The sequence below is a fragment of the Knoellia sp. 3-2P3 genome (genome assembly GCF_029223115.1).
Lineage (GTDB): Bacteria > Actinomycetota > Actinomycetes > Actinomycetales > Dermatophilaceae > Pedococcus_A.
The window spans coordinates 267,846-289,315 of record NZ_JARGZE010000004.1; the positions used below are offsets into that span (position 1 = coordinate 267,846).

At 73.4% G+C, this 21,470-nt stretch carries 20 protein-coding genes; 13 read left to right on the top strand and 7 right to left on the bottom strand.

The window, feature by feature from the left end; genetic code table 11:
* Positions 1–22 precede the first annotated feature (22 nt).
* Complete coding sequence (locus P0Y31_RS13820) at positions 23–1,060, bottom strand: hypothetical protein (protein WP_275870324.1); 1,038 nt, start codon at positions 1,058–1,060, stop codon at positions 23–25.
* A gap of 43 nt (positions 1,061–1,103) precedes the next feature.
* Between P0Y31_RS13820 and P0Y31_RS13825 the strand changes: the two genes are divergently transcribed.
* From P0Y31_RS13825 to P0Y31_RS13855, 7 genes are all read left to right on the top strand, one after another.
* Entirely contained in the window at positions 1,104–1,955 is an 852-nt protein-coding gene (locus P0Y31_RS13825; RefSeq protein ID WP_275870326.1) for a PHP domain-containing protein, read from the top strand.
* Positions 1,952–2,566, top strand: a complete 615-nt coding sequence (locus tag P0Y31_RS13830; protein WP_275870328.1) for a MarC family protein — start codon at positions 1,952–1,954, stop codon at positions 2,564–2,566. Before P0Y31_RS13825 ends, P0Y31_RS13830 begins: the two co-directional genes overlap by 4 nt.
* Positions 2,567–2,575: 9 nt before the next feature.
* A complete protein-coding gene (locus P0Y31_RS13835) occupies positions 2,576–3,436 on the top strand; it encodes a PD-(D/E)XK nuclease family protein (RefSeq protein ID WP_275870330.1) in 861 nt (286 codons plus the stop codon).
* Positions 3,437–3,441: 5 nt separating this feature from the next.
* Positions 3,442–4,011: a GNAT family N-acetyltransferase gene (locus P0Y31_RS13840; RefSeq protein ID WP_275870332.1), complete on the top strand. Its 570-nt coding sequence runs from the start codon at positions 3,442–3,444 to the stop codon at positions 4,009–4,011.
* Positions 4,012–4,112: 101 nt separating this feature from the next.
* Positions 4,113–4,895 (top strand): ParA family protein, encoded by a 783-nt coding sequence (locus P0Y31_RS13845; protein ID WP_275870334.1) that lies wholly within the window; start codon positions 4,113–4,115, stop codon positions 4,893–4,895.
* 96 nt (positions 4,896–4,991) lie between these two features.
* Positions 4,992–6,044: an NAD(P)-dependent alcohol dehydrogenase gene (locus tag P0Y31_RS13850; RefSeq protein WP_275870336.1), complete on the top strand. Its 1,053-nt coding sequence runs from the start codon at positions 4,992–4,994 to the stop codon at positions 6,042–6,044.
* A gap of 8 nt (positions 6,045–6,052) precedes the next feature.
* Positions 6,053–6,613 carry a GNAT family N-acetyltransferase gene (locus P0Y31_RS13855; protein WP_275870338.1) on the top strand — a complete coding sequence of 187 codons (561 nt, stop codon included), beginning with the start codon at positions 6,053–6,055 and terminating at the stop codon, positions 6,611–6,613.
* Between the two features lie 143 nt (positions 6,614–6,756).
* Here the strand turns inward: P0Y31_RS13855 and P0Y31_RS13860 are convergent, their stop codons facing one another.
* Positions 6,757–8,259: a DEAD/DEAH box helicase gene (locus tag P0Y31_RS13860; protein WP_275870340.1), complete on the bottom strand. Its 1,503-nt coding sequence runs from the start codon at positions 8,257–8,259 to the stop codon at positions 6,757–6,759.
* A gap of 193 nt (positions 8,260–8,452) precedes the next feature.
* Here P0Y31_RS13860 and P0Y31_RS13865 point away from each other — a divergent pair, with 193 nt between their 5' ends.
* A complete protein-coding gene (locus P0Y31_RS13865) occupies positions 8,453–9,181 on the top strand; it encodes a ferritin-like fold-containing protein (RefSeq protein ID WP_275870342.1) in 729 nt (242 codons plus the stop codon).
* Positions 9,182–9,310: 129 nt separating this feature from the next.
* Here P0Y31_RS13865 and P0Y31_RS13870 read toward each other — a convergent pair whose 3' ends face one another.
* From P0Y31_RS13870 to P0Y31_RS13880, 3 genes are all read right to left on the bottom strand, one after another.
* Positions 9,311–9,580: a GlsB/YeaQ/YmgE family stress response membrane protein gene (locus P0Y31_RS13870; RefSeq protein WP_275804597.1), complete on the bottom strand. Its 270-nt coding sequence runs from the start codon at positions 9,578–9,580 to the stop codon at positions 9,311–9,313.
* A gap of 203 nt (positions 9,581–9,783) precedes the next feature.
* Complete coding sequence (locus tag P0Y31_RS13875) at positions 9,784–10,008, bottom strand: DUF3107 domain-containing protein (protein WP_275870344.1); 225 nt, start codon at positions 10,006–10,008, stop codon at positions 9,784–9,786.
* A gap of 65 nt (positions 10,009–10,073) precedes the next feature.
* The gene (locus P0Y31_RS13880; RefSeq protein WP_275870346.1) at positions 10,074–10,730 is read right to left on the bottom strand and encodes a TetR/AcrR family transcriptional regulator; all 657 of its coding nucleotides are present in this window, start codon (positions 10,728–10,730) and stop codon (positions 10,074–10,076) included.
* Positions 10,731–10,794: 64 nt separating this feature from the next.
* On the opposite strand from P0Y31_RS13880, the gene moeB reads away from it, so the two are divergent.
* From moeB to P0Y31_RS13900, 4 genes are read left to right on the top strand one after another with little or no spacing between them, the layout of a single operon-like run.
* Positions 10,795–12,012, top strand: a complete 1,218-nt coding sequence (moeB, locus tag P0Y31_RS13885; protein ID WP_275870348.1) for a molybdopterin-synthase adenylyltransferase MoeB — start codon at positions 10,795–10,797, stop codon at positions 12,010–12,012.
* 4 nt (positions 12,013–12,016) lie between these two features.
* Complete coding sequence (locus P0Y31_RS13890; RefSeq protein ID WP_275870350.1) at positions 12,017–12,361, top strand: MGMT family protein; 345 nt, start codon at positions 12,017–12,019, stop codon at positions 12,359–12,361.
* A gap of 58 nt (positions 12,362–12,419) precedes the next feature.
* Positions 12,420–15,569, top strand: coding sequence for an ATP-dependent DNA helicase (locus P0Y31_RS13895; RefSeq protein ID WP_275870352.1), 3,150 nt, complete (start codon positions 12,420–12,422; stop codon positions 15,567–15,569).
* Positions 15,566–19,006 carry an ATP-dependent DNA helicase gene (locus P0Y31_RS13900; protein WP_275870354.1) on the top strand — a complete coding sequence of 1,147 codons (3,441 nt, stop codon included), beginning with the start codon at positions 15,566–15,568 and terminating at the stop codon, positions 19,004–19,006. Before P0Y31_RS13895 ends, P0Y31_RS13900 begins: the two co-directional genes overlap by 4 nt.
* 6 nt (positions 19,007–19,012) lie before the next feature.
* Here P0Y31_RS13900 and P0Y31_RS13905 read toward each other — a convergent pair whose 3' ends face one another.
* Positions 19,013–20,218, bottom strand: a complete 1,206-nt coding sequence (locus tag P0Y31_RS13905) for a macrolide 2'-phosphotransferase (RefSeq protein ID WP_275870356.1) — start codon at positions 20,216–20,218, stop codon at positions 19,013–19,015.
* Between the two features lie 41 nt (positions 20,219–20,259).
* Here P0Y31_RS13905 and nudC point away from each other — a divergent pair, with 41 nt between their 5' ends.
* Complete coding sequence (gene nudC / locus P0Y31_RS13910) at positions 20,260–21,177, top strand: NAD(+) diphosphatase (protein WP_275870358.1); 918 nt, start codon at positions 20,260–20,262, stop codon at positions 21,175–21,177.
* Positions 21,178–21,181: 4 nt separating this feature from the next.
* Here the strand turns inward: nudC and P0Y31_RS13915 are convergent, their stop codons facing one another.
* Positions 21,182–21,439 carry a mycoredoxin gene (locus P0Y31_RS13915; RefSeq protein WP_275804579.1) on the bottom strand — a complete coding sequence of 86 codons (258 nt, stop codon included), beginning with the start codon at positions 21,437–21,439 and terminating at the stop codon, positions 21,182–21,184.
* Between the last annotated feature and the right edge of the window lie 31 nt (positions 21,440–21,470).

The window sequence follows — 21,470 nt, forward strand, 5'->3', positions numbered from 1 at the left end:
GGTTGCCCTGCGGGCGGACCTCCTACCCGCCGTGGTCCCGGCCCACCGGGATGGCCGGCTCCTCCGAGGAGTGGGACGGGTGCCGCTGCTGGTAGGACAGCGCCCGGCACAGCCCGAGCAGCGCCAGGTTGACGAAGACCAGCAGGTAGCCGGCGAACTCCTCGTCGAGCAGGCGGAAGAACTGCACGATGAACAGCTGGGCGAGCAGGGCGATCTCGAACAGCCGCAGTGCCTGCGCCCGCTGGTCTCGGAGCCACCGCCGCGTCGCCGCGATCGCCACCGCCACCGAGGCCAGCGCGAAGGCGGCGTAGACCACGTCGACGACGTCCGGTCCCTGGAAGATGAGCACGGTGGGCCGCAGCGCCGAGAACACGACGAAGACCAGGAAGGCGACGACCGCGGTGCGCTTGATCGCCTCCAGCCGCGGGAGGCCGATGACGAAACCGCGGACGGCCGCGTAGCCCTGGGAGACGAACGAGCGTGAGGGCTCCTCGCTGGGCAGGGCCTCGAGCGCCTCCCGCAGCGGGGCGGCGAGGGGCTCGGAGGGCCCCACGCTGCGCAGCAGCTCGATGGCGCGCTGGCGCTCGGCGTGGTCCATGTCGTGGGCCGCGGACTCCTTGAGCAGCTCGACCGCGTTGACGACCAGCTCGCGGTCGCTGAGCGGGTGTCGCTGCACCACGAAGGTCACGACCAGGTAGGTGCCCACAAAGGTGCCGTAGATGATGGCGGCGACGGGCTCGTAGAAGTAGTTGTTGTCGCCGGTGACGAACTTGCCGACCTCGTCGATGAACAGGCCGAACCCGATGCCCGAGAGCACCGTCGCGACGTTGCGCACGGCCCTGCTGAGGAAGAGCATGAACATCAGCTGCGCGACGAGCATGGCGAGCCCGCCCCAGAGCAGGTGGGCGAGGTGGAGGCCGTCGCCGCCGAGCTGCGGGAAGCCCGTGGCCACGAGGAAGATCCGCGTCACGGCGATGGACAGCACCGAGCTGACGAGGAAGACCTCGAACCGGTCTGCCCCCTCGGCATCGCGGATCGGGAGGTGGGTCTTCAGGGCCACCCTCCGATCATGGCACGCGGGAGTGAGGCCCTAGCCTTGCCCCGTGGCGATCGACCTGCACACCCACTCCAACGCGAGTGACGGCACCCACGACCCCGCCCGGGTCGTCGCCGAGGCCGCCGCCCACGGCCTGACCACCATCGCCCTCACCGACCACGACACGACCGCCGGGTGGGCCGAGGCCGCCGCTGCCGCCCTCGAGCTCGGCGTCGACCTCGTGCCCGGGGTCGAGCTGTCCACCCAGCACCACGGAGTCAGCGTCCACCTCCTCGGCTACCTCGTCGACCCCGACCACGCCGGGCTGCGCCACGAGATGGAGCGGGCCCGCTCGAGCCGGGACACGAGGATGGAGCGGATGGTCGCGAGGATGGCGGCCGACGGCATACCGGTCGACCTCGCGGTGGTGCGCGCGCAGGCAAAGGCGGGGGCGACCCTCGGTCGTCCCCACCTCGCCGACGCGCTCGTCGAGGTCGGCTACGTGCCGGACCGGGACGCGGCCTTCGCCGACCTGCTGCACGACCGCAGCCCCTACTACGTGCACCACTACGCGCCCGAGGTCCTGCGGGCGATCGCCCTGGTCCGCGAGGCCGGTGGGGTCCCCGTGATGGCCCACCCCTTCGCGAACCGCCGCGGGCGCACCGTCAGCGACCACGTGATCGAGCAGATGGCCGAGGCCGGCCTCGCCGGGCTCGAGGCCTACCACCGCGACCACCTCGGCCCCGAGCGGGCGCACGCGGTCGCGCTCGCCGACCGGCTCGGGCTGTTCGTCACGGGGTCGAGCGACTACCACGGCACGGGCAAGGAGAACCGCATCGGTGAGAACCTCACCGAACCGGAGGTGCTGGCCCAGATCGAGGAGCAGGCCACGAGCGGGACCGCGGTGGTGCGCTCGTGAGCCCGGTCGACCTCGAGATCCTCGTCTCGATGTTCGTCACCCTGCTGGTGATCATGGACCCGCCCGGGATCCTGCCGGTCTTCCTCGGCCTGACCAAGAGCCTGACCCACCGCCAGCGGGTGGCCGCCGCCCGCCGGGCCGCGCTCGTGGCGCTCGGCGTCATCACGGCGTTCGGCGTGTTCGGCCAGCAGATCCTCCAGTACCTGCACATCTCGCTCCCGGCCCTGCAGGGAGCCGGCGGCCTGCTGCTGCTCCTCGTGGCCCTCGAGCTGCTGACGGGCAAGGAGTCCGAGCAGCACGCCGACGTCGGTGTCAACGTGGCCATGGTGCCGCTCGGCACCCCGCTGCTGGCCGGACCGGGAGCCATCGTCGCGACCATGCTGGAGGTGCAGAAGGCCGACCGGGTCGGCGAGTACACCGCCGTGGCGCTGGCGCTGCTCGGCGCCCTCTTCGTCGTGTGGCTGTTCCTCCGCTTCGCCAGCCGGGTGCACGGCCTGCTGCGCGACAGCGGCACGACCCTGCTCACCCGCATCGCCGGCCTGCTGCTGTCGGCGATCGCCGTGCAGATGCTCGCCAACAGCGTCCGGGCCTTTGTCAGCGGCGAGGGATAGCGTGCGCGCATGACCGTGGGGGCACAGCGTTTCGAGCAGCAGGAGCTCGGCGGCATGCCGGCGCGCCTGTTCCGGGCCAGCCCGTCCCGGCTGCACGCGTGGCTCGACTGCCCGCGGCGCTACCGGCTGCAGTACCTCGACCGCCCGCGACCGCAGGCCCGCCCGCAGCGCGCGCACACGTCCGTCGGCGTCGCGGTGCACAACGCGCTGCGTGACTGGTGGGACCTGCCAGCGGCCCAGCGCACCACTGCCGCCGGGGCCGAGCTGGTGCGCACGTCGTGGATCGAGCTCGGCTTCCGCGACGCCGACCAGTCGCAGCGCTGGCGCACCAGGGCCCAGCAGCAGGTCCACGCCTACCTCGAGAACGTCGACCCCTCGCGGCAGCCGCTCGGCATCGAGCGCACCGTGTCGCTGAAGACCGAGCGGCTCGCCCTCCAGGGCCGGATCGACCGCCTCGACGAGCGCGACGGCGAGCTCGTGGTCGTCGACTACAAGACCAGCCGCGTGCCGCCCACCGACGACGAGGCCCGCACCTCCCTGCCGCTGGCGCTGTATGCCGCGGCGGCCTGGAAGATGTTCCGGCGCCGCTGCGTGCGGGTCGAGCTGCACCACCTGCCCACGGGGTCCGTCGCCGCGCACGAGCACACGGGGGAGTCGCTGAAGCGCAAGATCGACGAGGCGGAGTCGATCGCCCGCGACGCGCAGCGGGCCGAGGCCGACTACGCCGAGTTCGGCGTCGACTCGGGCCGCTTCCCCGCCAACGTGACCCCCTTGTGCCGGTGGTGCGACTTCCGGGCGCACTGCCCGGCGGGCCAGGCCGCGGGGCCGGAGCAGTCCGACTGGGCGGCGCTCGACGGGGAGGAGCCGTGAGTGTCATGACGGGCGCCGTGAACATCGAGACCCCACGGCTGTTGCTGCGGCAGTGGCGCGAGGACGACCTCGCGCCCTTCGCAGCCCTGAACCGCGACCCCGAGGTGATGCGCTTCTTCGAGGAGCCGCTGACGCAGGAGCGGTCCGACGGGTGGGCCCGCTACATCGCGGACAGGATCGACGAGCTCGGCTGGGGCCTGTGGGCGCTCGAGCGACGCGACACGGGTGAGTTCATCGGGTTCACCGGGCTGCAGGTGCCGCGCCACGACCTGCCGTGCAACCCCTGCGTGGAGGTGGGGTGGCGCCTCGCCCGCGCGGCGTGGGGGCACGGCTTCGCCACCGAGGCGGGCCGGGCCAGCCTCGCCCACGCGTTCGGGCCCCTCGCCCTCGAGGAGGTGGTCTCCATGACCGCCGTGCCCAACACCCCGTCCCGCCGCGTCATGGAGCGGCTCGGCATGGTGCGCGACGAGGCCGGCGACTTCGACCACCCGGGGGTCTCCGCCGGCCACCCCCTCCAGCGGCACGTGCTGTACCGCATCAGCGCGCAGCGGTGGCGTTCGCTGCCGACGACGTGACCGAGATCGCGCGCGTGTCGTGCCCGCGGGCCAGCAGTGCACCGGCGCCGACCTGAGAGACTGTGCCGCACGGCATACCCGCTCTCGTCGAAAGGTCACCAGTGGCGAAGTCCCGCACGAAGAAGCCGGCCACGGTCATCTCCGTCGCGAACCAGAAGGGCGGCGTCGCCAAGACCACCTCGGTGGCGTCCCTCGGCGCGGCCTTCGCCGAGCACGGCAAGCGCGTCCTGCTCGTCGACCTCGACGCACAGGCCTGCCTGACCTTCAGCATGGGGGTCGACCCCGACGTCGTCGAGCTGTCGGTCAACGAGGTGCTGCTCGGCCAGGCTGCCGTCGAGGACGTGCGGGTGGAGTGCGAGGACGGGGTCGACCTCGTGCCCAGCGTGATCGACCTCGCCGGCGCCGAGGCACAGCTGCTGCCGCGCCCGGGGCGCGAGTACGTGCTGCGGACCGCGCTCGAGGACGTGCGCGAGGAGTACGACGTCATCCTGCTGGACTGCTCGCCGAGCCTCGGGGTGCTCACCCTCAACGCGCTGACCGCGAGCCAGGGACTCATCATCCCCATGCCGTGCGAGATGCTCAGCCACCGCGGCGTGGGCCAGCTGCTCGACACCGTCGCCGACGTCAAGAAGATCCTCAACAAGGACCTCGCGGTCTACGGCATCCTCCCCACGCTCTTCGACGGCCGGAGCAACCACGCCCGGGAGGTGCTCTCCGACGTCGGTGAGCGCTACAGCCTGCCGGTGCTCGACCCGCCGATCCCGAAGACCGTCCGCTTCGCGGAGGCGCCGGCGGTGGGCCGCTCGATCCTGGCCACGTCGCGCACGTCCAAGGGCGCCCAGGCCTACCGGGCCGTGGCCAGGAGCCTGCTGCCGAAGGTCTGAGCGGGCCCGCGCCGAGAGGGGCCCGCCCGCGGCGGAATACGACGGCCCGGCGAGGACTTTTCCCTTGACGGACCATTCGCGACCGAAGGAGACCACGTGTCCCGCACCGCAGCCCTGTCCGCCCCCTCCGCCGGCGCCCCGCTCGAGGCGACCACGATCGAGCGACGTGCCCTGCGCGACGACGACATACGGATCGACATCGCGTTCGCCGGCATCTGCCACAGCGACATCCACCAGGTGCGCGAGGAGTGGGGCAGCGCCTCGTTCCCCATGGTGCCCGGCCACGAGATCGCCGGCGTCGTCTCCGCCGTCGGTGACGGCGTCACGAAGTACAAGGTCGGCGACCGTGTGGGTGTCGGCTGCATGGTCGACTCCTGCGGCGCGTGCGCCCAGTGCAAGGACGGCCACGAGAACTTCTGCGAGAACCGCACCGTCTGGACCTACAACGACACGAACCTCGACGGCGAGCCGGCGATGGGCGGCTACAGCCAGCAGATCGTCGTCTCCGAGCGGTTCGCCGTGCGCATCCCCGACGACCTCGAGCTCGACGTGGCGGCCCCGCTGCTGTGCGCCGGCATCACCGTCTACACGCCGCTCAAGCGCTGGGGCGCCGGGCCGGGCAGGAAGGTCGCCGTCGTCGGCATGGGCGGCCTCGGGCACATGGCCGTGAAGATCGCCAGTGCCATGGGCGCCGAGGTGACCGTGCTCAGCCAGGGCACGAGCAAGGAGGCGGACGGGCGCCGGTTCGGAGCGACGGACTACCGCGCCACCGCGGACGGCAGCGTCTTCACGGACCTGCGCGGCCGGTTCGACCTCATCGTCAGCACCATCAGCGCCAGCTTCGACGTCGACGCCTACCTCGGCCTGCTCAAGCCGTTCGGGGCCTTCGTCACCGTGGGCCTGCCGCCCGAGGCCCAGGCCGTCAGCCTCGGCGCGCTGATCAGCGGCGACAAGGTCCTCGCCGGCTCCAACATCGGCGGCATCGAGCTCACCCAGGAGATGCTCGACTTCTGCGCCGAGCACGGCATCGGCGCCGAGGTCGAGAGGATCTCGGCTGAGCAGGTGAACGAGGCCTACGACCGCGTGGTGGGCTCCGACGTCCGCTACCGGTTCGTCATCGACACCGCCACCATCTCGCCCGCCTCCTAGGGGAGGTCATGGCCGGCCCACCGGGCGGGTATGCCGTGGAGTTCCGGCGCGTCGAGCGCGCCGACTTCCCGCTGCTCGCCCGGTGGCTGGCCACCGAGCCCGTGCGCCGCTGGTGGTGCCACGAATGGTCGCCCGAGGCGGTCGAGCGCGACTTCGGACCCAGCGTCGACGGCCTGGAGCCGAACGAGGACTGGCTCGCGCTGGTCGACGGCGAGCCGGTGGGGCTGGTGCAGCGCTCGCGGGTCGCCGACTACGACGAGAACCTGCGCGACTTCGCCTCGCTCGTGGAGGTGCCGGCGGGTGCCGCCACCCTCGACTACCTCGTCGGTGACCCGCAGCGGCTCGGCCGCGGCCTCGGCACGTCCATGATCGCCGCGATGGTCGAGCGCACCTGGCGCGACCTGCCCGACGCCCCCTGCGTGCTGGTGGCCGTTGTCGCGGCCAACACGGCCTCGTGGCGGGCGCTGGAGAAGGCCGGCTTTCGGGTCGTCGCCTCGGGTGAGCTGCCGCCGGACAACCCGGTCGACGACCCCCTGCACCACGTCCTGCGCCTCGACCGGCCGCACTGACCCGCACCTCACTCCGCCGAGATGGACCTCAGCCCCGCGGCACGCCGTCGTGGGGCGTGACGGGCCCCATCTCGGCGAGAGACACGTATGCCGTGTGGCCCCCGGTCGGGGCCACACGGCATACGTCGTGCGGGAGGTGGGCGTCAGCCCTGCTGCGCCTCGCCGGCGGGCTTGCCGCCGCGGGTGCGACGACGGTTGCGGCTGCGACGCGGCTTGGTCTCGCCCTCACCGGTGGTGGGCTGGGGTCGCTCGCTGCTGCGTCCTGCGCCGCCCGGACGGCCGCCACGGCCACCGGTGCCGCCGTGGTCGCTGCGGCCGGGACCCTTGCGGCCGGCGCCCTTGCCGGTCTCACCGAGGTCCTCGAGCTCCTCGGCCTCGAGGCCGGCGCGCTTCTGCTCCGACTTGGGCAGGCGGCCCTTCGCCTCGCGCGGGATGTCGAGCTCGGAGTAGAGGTGGTCGGACGAGGAGTAGGTCTCCTCGGGCTCGGGGATGCCGAGGTCGAGGGCCTTGTTGATCAGGCCCCAGCGCGGGATGTCGTCCCAGTCGACGAAGGTGACGGCGATGCCGGTGTTGCCGGCCCGGCCGGTGCGCCCGATGCGGTGGACGTAGGTCTTCTCGTCCTCGGGGCACTGGAAGTTGATGACGTGCGTGACGTTCTCGACGTCGATGCCGCGGGCGGCGACGTCGGTGGCGACGAGGACGTCGACCTTGCCGTTGCGGAACGCGCGCAGGGCCTGCTCGCGGGCACCCTGCCCGAGGTCGCCGTGGATCGCGGCCGCGGCGAACCCGCGGTCGGTGAGCTCGTCGGCGACCTTGGCCGCGGTGCGCTTGGTGCGGCTGAAGATGATCGTCAGGCCGCGGTCCTTGGCCTGGAGGATGCGCGCGAGCATCTCGGTCTTGTCCATCGCGTGGGCGCGGTAGACGAACTGCTCGATGGCCTTGACGGTGTGGCCGTCGTCGCCCTCCTCGCTCATGGCGCGGATGTGGGTGGGCTGGGTCATGTAGCGGCGGGCCAGGGCCACCACAGCACCCGGCATGGTGGCCGAGAAGAGCATGGTCTGGCGCGAGGCCGGCGTCATGGCCAGCAGCTTCTCGACGTCGGGCAGGAAGCCGAGGTCGAGCATCTCGTCGGCCTCGTCGAGCACCACGGTCTTGGCGCGGGAGAGGTCGAGGTGGCCCTGCTTGGCGAGGTCGATCAGGCGGCCGGGCGTGCCGACGACGACCTCGACGCCCTTCTGGAGGGCCTCGATCTGCGGCTCGTAGGCGCGGCCGCCGTAGACGGTGAGCACCCGGACGCCGCGCAGCTTGCCGGCGCGCTCGAGGTCCTTGGCGACCTGGACGGCGAGCTCACGGGTGGGGGCCACGGCCAGCGCCTGCGGCTTGCCGGCGTCGGGGAGGCCGTCGAACTCGGGGTCGCGCGGCGAGACGACGCGGTCGAGCATCGGCACGCCGAACCCGAGGGTCTTGCCGGTGCCGGTCTTGGCCTGGCCGATGATGTCGTGGCCGGCGAGGGCCACCGGCAGGGTCATCGCCTGGATGGGGAAGGGGTGGACGATGCCGGCCTCGGACAGGGAGGCGACGATGTCGGGGTGGACGTCGAAGTCCGCGAAGGTGGGCGTGGGTGCGGGCGTGTTGGTGTCAGTCACTCGGGTATCTCTCGATCGGGGACCGTCCCACGTCAGGGGAGGTCTGCACACAGCGGGCCGATCGGAGGTCTTCGAAGTGGGGGCCGCAGGAACCCTCCCGCGGGCGTGAGTCGTGCCGACCGGGCACCGATAACGCTTCGAGTGTAGCCGCAGCGCCGTGGTGCGGCCGACTCCGCCGTCTAGGGTGTGCCCCATGAGCCCGGAGGAGAGCACCCCAGAGCCCCCCGTCGTCGCGGCCACGGACTGGCTGGCCGACCCGCAGTACCGCGAGGCCGTGGTCGACCTGCTCGGAGTCCTCGCCTATGGCGAGCTGACCGCGTTCACCCGCCTCGCGGGCGACTCCGACCTCGCGCCGAGCCAGCCGCTGAGGGCGGCGGTGGCGGGCCTGGCCGTCGCCGAGTTCCGTCACTACGAGTTCCTCGTGAAGCGGCTCGAGGAGATGGGCGCCGACCCCCAGGCCGCGATGGCTCCGTTCATCGCCGCCATCGACGCCTTCCACGAGCGCACCCGGCCCAGCACCTGGCTCGAGGGACTGGTGAAGGCCTACGTCGGCGACGGCATCGCGACCGACTTCTACCGCGAGATCTCCGCCTACGTCGACCCCTCGACGGCGGCGCTCGTGCACGACGTCATGCAGGACGTCGGCCAGGCCGAGTTCGTCGTCAAGGTCGTGCGCGAGGCCATCAAGGCCGACGAGCGCGTCGCCGGCCGTCTGGCGCTGTGGGGGCGCCGGCTCGTTGGTGAGGCGCTCTCGCAGGCCCAGCAGGTGGCCGTGGAACGCGACGCGCTGTCCTCGCTGCTCGTCGGCGGCGTCGGCGCGCAGCACCGGCCGAGTGCCGACCTCGCCGAGCTCGGGCGCATGTTCGCCCGCCTGACCGACGAGCACACCCGGCGGATGGGGCGCCTCGGCCTCGCCGCCTAGACCCACCTTGTATGCCGTGGGAGCGGTTTCGGTGCCGTGGCGCCCGCACAAGCGCTCCTGCGGCATACGAGGTCCGGCACGACGAAGGCCCCGTCCGAGTGGACGGGGCCTTCGGTGCGCCTGTGGCGCTCAGACGTGGTGGGTGTTCCTGCGACCCGTCACCGCGATGTAGCCGGCGATGAGCGCGGCGGCAACGATGATGCTGATGATCCAGCGGATCCAGTCGATCCCACTGGTGGACTCAACTCCGAGCGCTGCGGCGAGGTACCAGCCGATGAGCACGCCGAGGACGCCCAGGACCACGGTGATGAGTGCGCTGATGTTCTGTCGGCCAGGCATGACGACACGAGCGAGTGCGCCAATGACGATGCCGGCGATGATGACACCGATGATTTCCATGTCAGCTCCTTCTGCGCGGTGTTGCCGCGCTGTCGGGGCCGGTTACCCGGCTCACGACAACTGGACCACGGGTGCCGGAAAAGCGCATTTCGAAGGCGAAGGTCAGGGGTCTGCCGAGTGCGTGAAGACGGCAGTGGCCGGCCCATTCCCTCGGTGCTGACGGTTCAGCGCCGAATGAAAGGACCGGCCACTCGCGTGCGCGGTCAGAGGGTGCCGAAGCCGACCCCGCGGCGCTCGCTCTCCCCGAGGGAGACGTAGCCCAGCGCAGCACCGGGAACGATGAGCTGGCGGCCCTTGTCGTCGGTCAGGGTGAGCAGGGTGCCCTTCTCGATCGCCTCGGCCACGGCCTTGGCGACGTCCTGCGAGCTGGCGTCGGTTTCGAACGTGATCTCGCGCGCGACGTTCTGCACGCCGATCTTGACCTCCACGTCAGTGGCCTTTCGTCGAAGCGGTGGCCCACGGCATACGTGTCGTGCGCCTGTCTGCCCACAGGCTAACCAGCCTGGTGCGGTGTTCCTTCCCCCGACACCTTCGGGAAGTAGCCGAGCCCGCGCCAGGCGAGGGTGCCGACGAGGCGGGCGGCCTCGTCCTGGGGGATGGCCGGGCCCTGCGCGAGCCAGTGCCGGGCGCTCACCTGGGCCAGCCCGGTGAGGGCCATTCCGAGCAGGGAGGCCTCGGCGTCGGGCAGGTCGGTGTCCTCGGCGATGACCTCGGCCACCGCGTCGGCGCAGACCAGGCCGATGGCGTCGAGCCGGTTGCGCACCGCCGACTCGTTGGTGAGGTCGGACTCGAAGATGAGGCGGAAGGCGGCGCCGTCCCGGGAGACGAAGTCGAAGTAGGCCGCGATGGCCGCGTAGACCCGCTCCTTGTTGTCGGTGGTCGACGCCAGAGCCTCGCGCACGAGCCCCTCGAGGATGTCGGTGTGGCTGTCGAGCAGGGCGAGGTAGAGCTCGAGCTTGCCCGGGAAGTGCTGGTAGAGAACGGGTTTGGACACGCCGGCGCGCTCGGCGATGTCGTCCATGGCGGCGGCGTGGTAGCCGTTCTCGACGAACGCGGCCTGGGCGGCCTCGAGGAGCTGGGCGCGGCGGGCGGAGCGGGGCAGCCGCTGGCCCCGCGACGCGTCGGGTCGCGACTCTGCGCTGATCGACATGGTGTCCTCTCTCCTGCTCTCCTCGGGCGTGTGCCCCATGGTACGGGTGGGTAACCTCGGTCACATGGCCATCCCGCCGCTGGTCGCCCCAGCGCCCGACCTCACCAGCGAGGAGCGGGCCCGCTACGCGCGCCACATCCTGCTGCCCGACATCGGGCTGGAGGGCCAGCGGAGGCTGAAGAACGCCCGGGTCCTCGTCGTGGGTGCGGGTGGCCTCGGGTCGCCCGCCCTGCTCTACCTCGCGGCCGCCGGGGTCGGCACGATCGGCGTGGTCGACGACGACGTGGTCGACGCCTCCAACCTCCAGCGCCAGGTCGTCCACGGCACGCCCGACGTCGGCCGGCCCAAGACCGAGTCGGCGGCCGAGGCGGTCGGCCGGGCCAACCCGCTCGTGCGCGTGGTGCGCCACGACCTGCGGCTGGACTCGACCAACGCCCTCGACGTCATCGCGGGCTACGACGTGGTGCTCGACGGCACCGACAACTTCCCGACCCGCTACCTGCTCAACGACGCCTGCGCCCTGCTCGGCAAGCCGCACGTCTGGGGGTCGATCTACCGGTTCGACGGGCAGGTCAGCGTGTGGTTCGCGGGCCACGGCCCGTGCTACCGCTGCGTGTTCACCGACCCGCCCCCGCCCGGCTCGGTGCCCTCGTGCGCCACCGGGGGCGTGCTCGGCGTGCTGTGCGCCGCGATCGGGTCCGTGCAGGTTGCCGAGACCATCAAGCTCATTGTCGGACAAGGTGATCCGCTCGTCGGACGCCTGCTCGTGCACGACTCGCTCCGCCAGTCGTGGGACACCCTGCGCGTCGCGCGCAACCCCGACTGCCCCCTGTGCGGCGACCACCGGACGGTCACCGAGCTCATCGACTACGAGGCCTTCTGCGGGGTCGCCGGCGGTGTGCCGGGTGGCGAGTCCGCGGCCGGGGCGGACGAGGTGGCGGCCGGGTTCGGCGAGGTCTCGGCGCGCGAGCTGGCGCAGATGCTGGGCGCCCGGGAGCGGGGGGAGCAGGCCTTCGAGCTGGTCGACGTCCGCGACGAGGGCGAGCTGGAGGTCGTGTCGGTGCCGGGCGCGCGCGCCATCCACCTCGAGGAGTTCCGCGCGGGAACGGCGCTCGAGAAGCTGGCCGACGGCATACCGGTCGTCGTCATGTGCAAGTCGGGGGTGCGCTCGGCGGAGGCGGCGGGCCTGCTGGCCGGCGCCGGGCGCACCGACGTGCACAACCTCACCGGCGGGGTGCTCGCGTGGGTGCGCGACGTCGACCCGAGCCAGCCGGTCTACTGACCACATGGTGACCACGGCCCGCGACTTCGGCCCGCCGAGCGAGTTCGCCGACGACGTGCTCGACGTCGTCGACCAGATCCCCGAGGGCATGGTGATGACCTACGGCGACATCGCCGAGCTGCTCGGCCGTGGCGGTGCCCGCGGGGTCGGCACGGTCATGGCGCGCTACGGGTCCGACGTGCCGTGGTGGCGGGTGATCCGGGCCGGCGGGCACTTCCCGCAGGGTCTCGAGGACGAGGCCCTGGCCCACTACCGCGAGGAGGGCACTCCTCTGGTCAGGGGGCAGGTCGACGGCCGCCGGGTCGACCTGGCAAGGGCACGCTGGACGGGGCCGCCGCGGAACGGGTGACCGGCCGATCCGGGGTGCCGCGAAGGGGCTGTCGGGTCCGGGTGATGGAATCTGGGGCGTGCTGACCCTGCGCCGATCCCCGGGCCTGGCCGTCGACGCCCCGCGGCTCGACGCGCAGCAGCGCGCTGCCGTCGAGCACCGCGGACCGGTGCTGCGGGTGCTCGGTGGCCCGGGCACGGGCAAGAGCACCGTGGCGGTGGAGGTCGTCGTCCACCGGGTGACGACCGGCGGGGTCGAGCCTGACGAGTGCCTGCTGCTCACCTCCTCGCGGCTGGCCGCGGCGGGGCTGCGTGAGCGCGTCACCGCCCGGCTGGCCCGGACCTCGACCGAACCCCTGGCCCGCACCCACCAGTCGTTCGGGTTCGGCATCCTGCGCCAGGCCGCGGCCCTGCGCGGCGACCCGGCCCCCCGGCTGCTCAGCGGCCCCGAGCAGGACGTCATCCTCCGCGACCTGCTCGAGGGGCACCGACGCGGCGACAGCCCCGCGCCCGACTGGCCCGAGCGCGTGCACGAGGCCCTGGCCACGCGCGGGTTCCGCGCCGAGCTGCGCGACCTGCTCATGCGCGCGGTCGAGCACGGACTCGAGGCGTCGGACCTCGCGGCGCTGGGCCGCGTCCACGGCCGCGACGAGTGGGTGGCCGCAGCCCAGGTGCTGGCCGAGTACGACGAGGTGACCGCCCTGTCGGCGCCCGGGGCATACGACCCCGCGTGGATCCTGGGCGCTGCCGCAGACCTGCTCGAGGACGACGCCGACGCACTCGACCGCCTCCGCTCCTCGGTGCGCCTCGTCGTGGTCGACGACGCCCAGGAGATGACCGCCGCGGCGGCCAGGCTGCTGCAGGTCGTGGTCGGCCCGGCCACCGACGTCGTGCTGCTCGGCGACCCCGACAGCGCGGTGCAGACCTTCCGCGGAGCGGACCCCCGCCACCTGGCGTCCGGGTGGACCGCCCTGGGTGAGGGGCCGACGGTGGTGCTGCCCACGGCATACCGGCTGCCTGCCGCGGTGGCCCGGGCGGCAGCGGCGGTCACCCCCAAGATCGGGGCGCTCGGAGGCGGGCTGCAGCGCGAGGCGACCCCGAAGTCGGACGGCGGTCGCGTCGACGTGCACCTGCTGCGCGCGGTCTCGCAGGAGGCGACGATGGTGGCGGCCGAGCTGCGCGAGGCGCACCTGCGCGGCGGTATGCCGTGGTCGGACATGGCGGTCATCGTCCGCGGGCAGGGACGCACCGCGACGCTGCGCCGCGTGCTCATGGCTGCCGGCGTGCCCGTCGCGGGCTCGGCCACCGACCTGCCGGTGCGCGACGAGGTGGCGGTGCGGCCGCTGCTCGCGCTGCTCCGGGTGGTGCTCGACCTCGCGAGGGGGCAGGCGGCGGGCGTGGACCCGCAGGTGGCCGTCGACACCCTGTTGTCGCCGATCGGCGGTGCCGACGCGGTGGCGCTGCGGCGCCTGCGCCGTGCCCTGCGACGCGAGGAGCTCGCCGGGGGCGGCGGCCGCACCAGCGACGAGCTGCTCGCCGAGGCGCTCGTGCACCCCGACCGACTGGCGACCCTCGGCGCCGAGGCGTTCCCCGCCCGACGGGTGGCCCGCACGATCGCCGCCGGTGTCGAGGCAGCCCGGGTGCGCGACGACGGGGGCGTCGTGCGGTGGGAGACCGGCGTGAGCGCCGAGTCGGTGCTCTGGGCCATGTGGTCGGCCACCGGGCTGGCGAGCGCGTGGCAGGAAACCGCCCTCGGGTGGGGCCCGGGCGCCCAGCGCGCCGACCGCGACCTCGACGCCGTGCTGGGGCTGTTCGACGCCGCGGCGAAGTTCGCCGACCGGCTGCCGCAGGCCGGCCCGGAGGAGTTCCTCACCCACATCCAGAGCCAGGACATCCCCGGCGACACCCTCGTCGCGCGTTCGCCGGTGGGCGAGAGCGTCACGCTGATCACCCCCCAGGCCGCGGCCGGGCGGGAGTGGCGCTTCGTCGTCGTCGCCGGTGTGCAGGAGGGCGTGTGGCCCGACCTGCGGCTGCGGGGCTCCCTCCTCGGCTCGGAGCAGCTCGTCGACGTGGTCACCGGGCGCAGCGGGTCGTTCCGCGGCGCCCAGGCGGCCGTGCGCTACGACGAGACCCGGCTGTTCCTCGTGGCCCTCACGCGGGCCAGGGAGCGCGTGCTGGTGACCGCGGTGCGCAGCGACGACGAGCAGCCGTCGGTCTACCTCGACATCGTCGACCCCCTCCCCGACGAGAGTGACGGGCAGCGGCCGTTCACCGAGGTGCGCCGGGCCATGACCCTGCCGACGCTCGTGGCCCAGCTGCGGCGCGAGCTGGTCGACGCCGACGAGGACAAGCGAGCCGTGGCGGTCGGGGCACTGGCCCGGCTGGCGGCCGAGGGCGTGCCCGGCGCCGACCCGTCGGGCTGGTGGGCCCTGCGCGACCTCAGCGACGACCGGCCGCTGCGCGGTGCCGACGAACCTGTGCGGATCTCGCCCTCGAAGGTCGAGTCGTTCGGCCAGTGCGGGCTGCGCTGGCTGTTCAGCGCCTGTGGGGGCGACGGGCCGTCGGTCGGAGCCGCGAGCATCGGCACCCTCGTCCACGACATCGCCGCCGAGCTCGGTGACGTCGACGCCGCCAGGCTGCGGGCCGAGGTCGACGCCCGGTGGGGGCGCCTCGGGCTGCCCGCCGGTTGGGCCTCGGACCGCAAGCGCACCGAGGCGCACGCGATGGTGGGCTGGCTGGCCCGCTACTTCGAGCGGGCCGAGCGCGAGGGCTGGCAGCGGCTCGGCGCCGAGCTCGAGATGAAGGTCACCCTCGGCCGGGCGGTCGTGAGCGGCCGGGTCGACCGGCTCGAGCGCCTGCCCGACGGCTCGCTGCGCGTCATCGACTACAAGACCGGGTCGTCGAAGCCTCGCGAGGACGACCTGCCCACCCACCCCCAGCTCGGCGCCTACCAGGTGGCAGTCGACGCCGGCGCGTTCGGCGAGCACGGCACCACCTCCGGTGGCGCGGCCCTGCTGCAGATCGGCAAGGGCGCCAACAGGCGCGACATCACCCTGCAGGAGCAGCGGCCGCTGCACACCCACGACGACCCGCAGTGGGCGCAGCGGCTCATCGCCGAGACCGCCGACGGCATGGCCGGCGCGACGTTCACCGCCACGGTCGGCACGTGGTGCGAGCAGTGCGCCGTGAGGTCGAGCTGCCCTGCCCAGCCCGAGGGGAAGACGCTGTGACGACCCGGACCGACCTCGCTGGCACCTCGCCCACGGCCACGGCCACGCTGGCCTACAGTGCCGACGACATCGCGACCGCGCTCGAGATGCACCGGCCGACCGACGAGCAGCGCGCCGTCATCGAGGCGCCCCTCGCGCCCCTGCTCGTCGTGGCCGGCGCCGGGTCGGGCAAGACCGAGACCATGGCGTCGCGCGTCGTCTGGCTGGTGGCCAACGGGCTCGTCGACCCCGACCAGGTGCTGGGCCTGACCTTCACCCGCAAGGCAGCCACCGAGCTCGCCGAGCGCATCACCCAGCGCCTGCGCCGCCTCCAGCGCGCCGGCCTGTGGACCCCCGAGGACGAGGAGGACGCCGAGACCCTCGGCGGCACGCCGACCGTCTCGACCTACCACTCGTATGCCGGTCGGCTGGTGCGCGAGCACGCGCTGCGGCTCGGCTACGAGTCGGAGTCCCGGCTGCTGTCCGAGGCGGCGGCCTGGCAGTACGCCGCCGAGGTGGTCGCCTCCTACGACGGGCCCATGGACGCCGTGACCAAGGCCGAGAGCACGATCACCGCAGCCGTCGTCGACCTCGCGGGCGAGATGGCCGAGCACCTGCTCACCCCGGCCGACGTCGGCGACTACCTCGCCCGGGTCGACGCCGCGCTCGCCGCGCTGCCCAAGGGCTCCAGCCGCGCCAAGGACCTGCCCAAGGAGACCAGGGCCGCGCGCGACGCCCTGCGGGAGCGGGCCGCCGTGCTGCCCATCGTGGAGCGCTACCTGCGGCTCAAGCGCGAGCGCGACGCCATGGACTTCGCCGACCAGATGGCCCTCGCCGCCCGGCTGGCGACCCGGTTCGACGACATCGGCGCCATCGAGCGGCAGCGGTTCAAGGCGGTGCTGCTCGACGAGTTCCAGGACACCTCGGAGGCCCAGCTCGAGCTGCTGCGGGCGCTGTTCGTGGCACCGGGGGAGCCGGTGCCGGTGACCGCGGTCGGCGACCCCAACCAGTCGATCTACGGTTGGCGCGGGGCGAGTGCGACGACCCTCAGCCGCTTCCCCCGTGCCTTCCGCGAGGAGCAGGACGCCCTCCAGCTGCCGCTGTCGACCAGCTGGCGCAACCACCGGGCGATCCTCACCGTGGCCAACCACGTCGCGGCCCCACTGCGGGAGGCCGCCAGGGTGCACGTCGAGGAGCTGCGGCCGTCGCCCAGCGCCGGACCGGGGCGGGTCGGCGTGGCCCGACTGCTCACGGTCGAGGAGGAGGCCGCCCACGTGGCCGAGTGGATCGCCGACCGACGGACCGCCGGGGCGCAGACCGCGGCGGTGCTCTGCCGCAAGCGGTCGCAGTTCGCCCCGGTGATCGACGCGCTCGAGAGCCGTGACATCCCCTACGAGGTGGTCGGGCTCGGCGGTCTGCTGCTGACCCCCGAGGTCGAGGACATCGTGGCCCTGCTCCACGTCGTGCAGGACCCGACCCGCGGCGACCAGCTCATGCGGCTGCTCACGGGTCCGCTCTGCCGGCTCGGACCGGCCGACCTCGACGGCCTCATGGCCTGGGCGCGCCACCAGCAACGGGTCCGCAGCGGGCTGGCGCCGGACGACGCCGCTGCCGGCGCGGCTGCCGGCGCGGGCGAGGCGACCGCCGAGCCTGCTGGCAACGGCGACGAGGACGGGCCGGTCACCGACCCCTCGGGGGTGCGCGAGCAGTCGCCCGACGCCGTCGACCAGCCGAGCATCGTCGAGGCCATCGACGACCTGCCCCGCCCCGGGTGGCGCAGCCACACCGGGCAGTGGGTGAGCGAGCCCGCGCTGCAGCGCCTGGCCGGGCTCCAGCAGGTCATCCGACGGCTGCGGTCACTCACCGGCCTGCCGCTGGCCGACCTCGTGGGGGAGGCCGAGCGGGCGCTGGGCCTCGACATCGAGGTGCTGTCCCGACCCGGCTACAGCCCTGCGGCGGCCCGGGCCCACCTCGACGCCTTCGCCGACGTCGCGGCCGGCTTCACCGCCAGCGCCGACCGGCCCAACCTCGCGGGCTTCCTCAGCTGGCTGGAGGCGGCCCTGAAGGAGGAGCGCGGCCTCGACAAGGGCTACATCGAGGCCTCGCCCGACGCGGTGCAGATCCTCACGGTGCACGCCGCCAAGGGGCTGGAGTGGGACGCCGTGGCGGTGCCCGGCCTGGTCGAGGGGTCCTTCCCGGCGCTCAACTACGCCAAGTCGACCCACGACGGCGCCGAGTGGGTCGTGGCCGCCCCCAAGGACCGCGGCTGGTGCGGGGGGCTGTCGGGCGTGCCCTACGACCTGCGCGGCGACCGCGACGGCCTGCCGGTGTGGGAGTGGCGCAGCGCCGAGGACTGGACCGACGTCGAGGCCAAGGCCAACGCGTTCATCCAGGCCGGGGGAGAGCACGGAGTCGTCGAGGAGCGCCGGCTCGCCTACGTCGCCCTCACCCGCGCACGCGGCGAGATGCTGCTGACCGCCCCGGTCTGGGCCGGCCCCGGCACTCCGAGGGTGACCTCACGCTTCCTCACCGAGGTGGTCGAGACGCCCGGGCTGCCCGTCGAGCGGCAGGTGTGGGTCGAGATGCCCGACCCGGAGAAGCCCGAGACCTGCCAGAACCCCCGTGACGCCGAGGCCCTCGCGGTGCAGTGGCCGGCCAGCCCCGAGCGGGCCGAGGACCTCGTGCGCGCGGCGGCGGCCGTCAGGTCGGCCGTGGAGACGGCCGTCCCCACCCGCAGCGAGCCGCGCGGCATCGACGGCCAGGCCCCCCTGCCGATCCCCGGTGAGGAGGTGCCGATCCTCGAGGAGCTCGAGCTGCTGCTCGCCGAGCGCGCACGGCTGACCCAGCGCCGTGAACAGGTTGTCGCCGTGCCGCGCCACCTCTCGACGTCGGCGCTGGTGGCGCTCGCACAGGACGCCGGCGCCTTCGCCACCTCGCTGCGCAGGCCGATGCCGCAGCCGCCGGCGCTCGCCGCCCGCCGGGGCACCGCCTTCCACGCCTGGGTGGAGCAGCACTACGCCCGGGCGGCCATGGTCGACCTGCTCGAGCTCCCCGGCAGCGCCGACGAGGACCCGGGCGACGACGCGGAGCTCCCCGCCATGAAGGAGCACTTCCTCGCCAGCGAGTGGGCCGGCCGCGCCCCGGTGGAGATCGAGATCGCCGTCGAGACCGTCATCGACGCGATGGCGGTGCGTGGGCGCATCGACGCGGTCTTCCGCCGGCCCGACGGCGGGTTCACCATCGTCGACTGGAAGACCGGTGCCAAGCCGACCGGTGAGGCCGCCCGGACCCGGGCGCTCCAGCTGGCCGCCTACCGGGTGGCGTTCGCCCGACTGCGCGGCCTGGACCTCGAGCAGGTGGACGCCGCGTTCTACTACGCCGTCAGTGGCGAGACCGTCTGGCCCGACCTTCCCGACGAGGCGGGCCTGGCCGAGGTGCTCGGCGGCATCCCGAGCTGACCGGCCTCAGGGCCGGGGGTCGTAGCCGGGTTCGAACTGCGGGCCGGGCTCCTCGAACTCGACCTCACGCCGGGACCCCTCGGCGTCGGCGGGGTCGGTGGGGTCGGCCCCCTCCGGTGGCGCGTCCTCGTCGGAGGCGGTCCTGGCGAACATCACCGCGACGTCGTGGTCGACGTCGTCCTCGTGGTCGTCGTCGCCGAGGTCGAAGTGCGGCGGCACCAGCAGCGGACCGGTGCGGGCCGGGCGCACCTCGGCGGCGTGGCGGTAGTCATCGGCCGCCTCCGCCTCGGCGTGCACGCGGTCGTCGAGCCGCCGCAGGGCCGCCGCGTGGCGGTCGATGAGCCTGCGGTCGTCGGAGGCCACCGCCCCCATGAGGTCGGTGACGACGCGCATCTCGGCGGCCAGGCGGGCCCGCTGCTCGAGGTTCTTGTCGGGCCGCTCGACCCGCGCGTGCGCGTAGGCCTCGAGCACCGTCTCGAAGGCCTCCGGGGAGGCTTGCCACACGAGGGAGGCGAAGTCGTCGGCGGGGTCGGCCACCTTGGCGTCCTCCCAGCCGGTGAACGCCCGGATGCGTCCCGTGGAGACGTCGCCCTCGTCGTCGAAGACCGCGAGCACCTGGTCGCCCGTGAGGTCGCCATGGGTCGGAGTCGGGGCGAACCGCCACAGCGAGACGTCCTCGAGGGCACGCTCCCACCGGCCGAGCAGCGCGGTGGGCACGTGGCCGGTGGCCGCGGCCCGGTCGAGCTCGGCGAGCCGGCGGGTGCGGTAGGTGTCGGGGTCGTAGGCCGGGAGGCCCGCCTCGTCGAAGAGCTGGTGGTCTGCGTTGTGCAGCGCCGCGATGGTGCGGCCGAGCTCAGCGGCCAGGCCGGGGCCGGGCGGCAGCGCCGCGAAGCTGATGTTCTGTCCGGCCAGGTAGGGGTAGACGGCGGCGCGCCCGCCCTCCTTCAGCTGGGCGAACCCCTTCGGTGTGGGGACCGCGAACGGCAGGCGGCGGGCCAGGAGTCCCAGCAGCGCCACCGTGACGTCCATCTGCGCCCCGGCTGCCTGGGTGCGTGGCGCCCGCACGACCCACCGCCGGTGCTGGGTGTCCTGCACGAAGGCCACGTCGAAGAGCTGGCCCGGCTCGCTCGGCAGGGCCTCGACGCTCGCCGGGTCGAGGCCCGGCACGGCAGCGCTGGCCAGGGCGGCGAGGTAGAGGGGGCTGCGATCCACGCGCCCACCGTATGCCGGGGACCGGCCCTAGGGTTGGACCTGTGGGCCGACCCCCCGAAACTCTCACGAATCTGTCCCTCGCCCGGACCGCGCTCGACCGCGCGGCCCACCGCCGCGACGACCCGCAGCTGGTGGCGGGCCTCCTGGACGACCCGGCCACCCGGGTGCTCGCAGTGGTCGACGGCTCGGCCGAGGTCTGCCAGCAGGACGGCCGGCCGGCCCTGGCCCTGCGGGGTCCGCTCCCGGCGGACCGCAACGCGCTCGCGGTCTTCCTCGGCGAGGACGGTGACGGCACGGCATACCTCGCAGTGGACGAGACCGCGGCCGACAACGCCGATGCGCGCGACCTGCGCACCCTGCGGCAGGTCGGGGTCGACCTCGACGCTCGTGACGCCGGACTGATGACGACCGCGCTCGGGCTGCTCAACTGGCACCGGACCCACGGGCACTGCCCGCGCTGCGGCACCCCGACCGTGCCGGAGCAGGGCGGCTGGCTGCGCCGCTGCCCGGCCGACGGCAGCGAGCACTACCCGCGCACCGACCCGGCGGTGATCATGTCGGTGGTCGACGACGCCGGCCGGCTGCTGCTGGCTCGCGGGCCGCAGTGGGCGGAGCGGCGCTACTCGGTGCTGGCCGGCTTCGTGGAGCCGGGGGAGAGCCTGGAGGCCGCGGTGGCCAGGGAGGTGCTCGAGGAGGTGGGGGTGCGGGTGGCCGACGTGCGCTTCCTCGGCAACCAGCCGTGGCCGTTCCCCTCCTCGCTGATGCTGGGGTTCACCGCCCGGGCCCTCGACACCGACCTGACACTGCAGGCGGGCGAGATCGCCGAGGCCCGGTGGGTCACCCGCGAGGAGCTGCTGGCCGAGCTGGCCGAGGGCGGCACGGGCATCCCGCCGCGGCTGTCGATCGCCCGCAGCCTCATCGAGCACTGGCTGGGGCAGGAGGTGCCGGGCCGCCCCTGAGGGCTCAGCTCAGGCGCGCCTTGACCTCGTTGATCGAGGGGTTGGTGGCCGCCGAGCCGTCGGGGAAGAGCAGGGTCGGGACGGTCTGGTTGCCGCCGTTGACCTTCATGACGAACTCCGCGCTCTGCGGGTGCTCCTCGATGTTCACCTCGGTGAAGTCGATGCCCTCCCGGTTCATCTGGGACTTGAGCCGTACGCAGTAGCCGCACCACGACGTGGTGAACATGGTGACGGTGCCGGCAGCGGGAGCCTCGATGGTCATGGGCCAACTCTCGTTGAGGGGTCAATTAACA

Coding starts and splice junctions, on each gene's coding strand:
- P0Y31_RS13870 (WP_275804597.1), bottom strand. CDS start 9,580: ATGGAAATCATCGGTGTCATCATCGCCGGCATCGTCATTGGCGCACTC.
- P0Y31_RS13840 (WP_275870332.1), top strand. CDS start 3,442: ATGACGGGCGCCGTGAACATCGAGACCCCACGGCTGTTGCTGCGGCAG.
- P0Y31_RS13890 (WP_275870350.1), top strand. CDS start 12,017: ATGGTGACCACGGCCCGCGACTTCGGCCCGCCGAGCGAGTTCGCCGAC.
- P0Y31_RS13880 (WP_275870346.1), bottom strand. CDS start 10,730: ATGTCGATCAGCGCAGAGTCGCGACCCGACGCGTCGCGGGGCCAGCGG.
- P0Y31_RS13855 (WP_275870338.1), top strand. CDS start 6,053: ATGGCCGGCCCACCGGGCGGGTATGCCGTGGAGTTCCGGCGCGTCGAG.
- P0Y31_RS13865 (WP_275870342.1), top strand. CDS start 8,453: ATGAGCCCGGAGGAGAGCACCCCAGAGCCCCCCGTCGTCGCGGCCACG.
- moeB (WP_275870348.1), top strand. CDS start 10,795: ATGGCCATCCCGCCGCTGGTCGCCCCAGCGCCCGACCTCACCAGCGAG.
- P0Y31_RS13915 (WP_275804579.1), bottom strand. CDS start 21,439: ATGACCATCGAGGCTCCCGCTGCCGGCACCGTCACCATGTTCACCACG.
- P0Y31_RS13835 (WP_275870330.1), top strand. CDS start 2,576: ATGACCGTGGGGGCACAGCGTTTCGAGCAGCAGGAGCTCGGCGGCATG.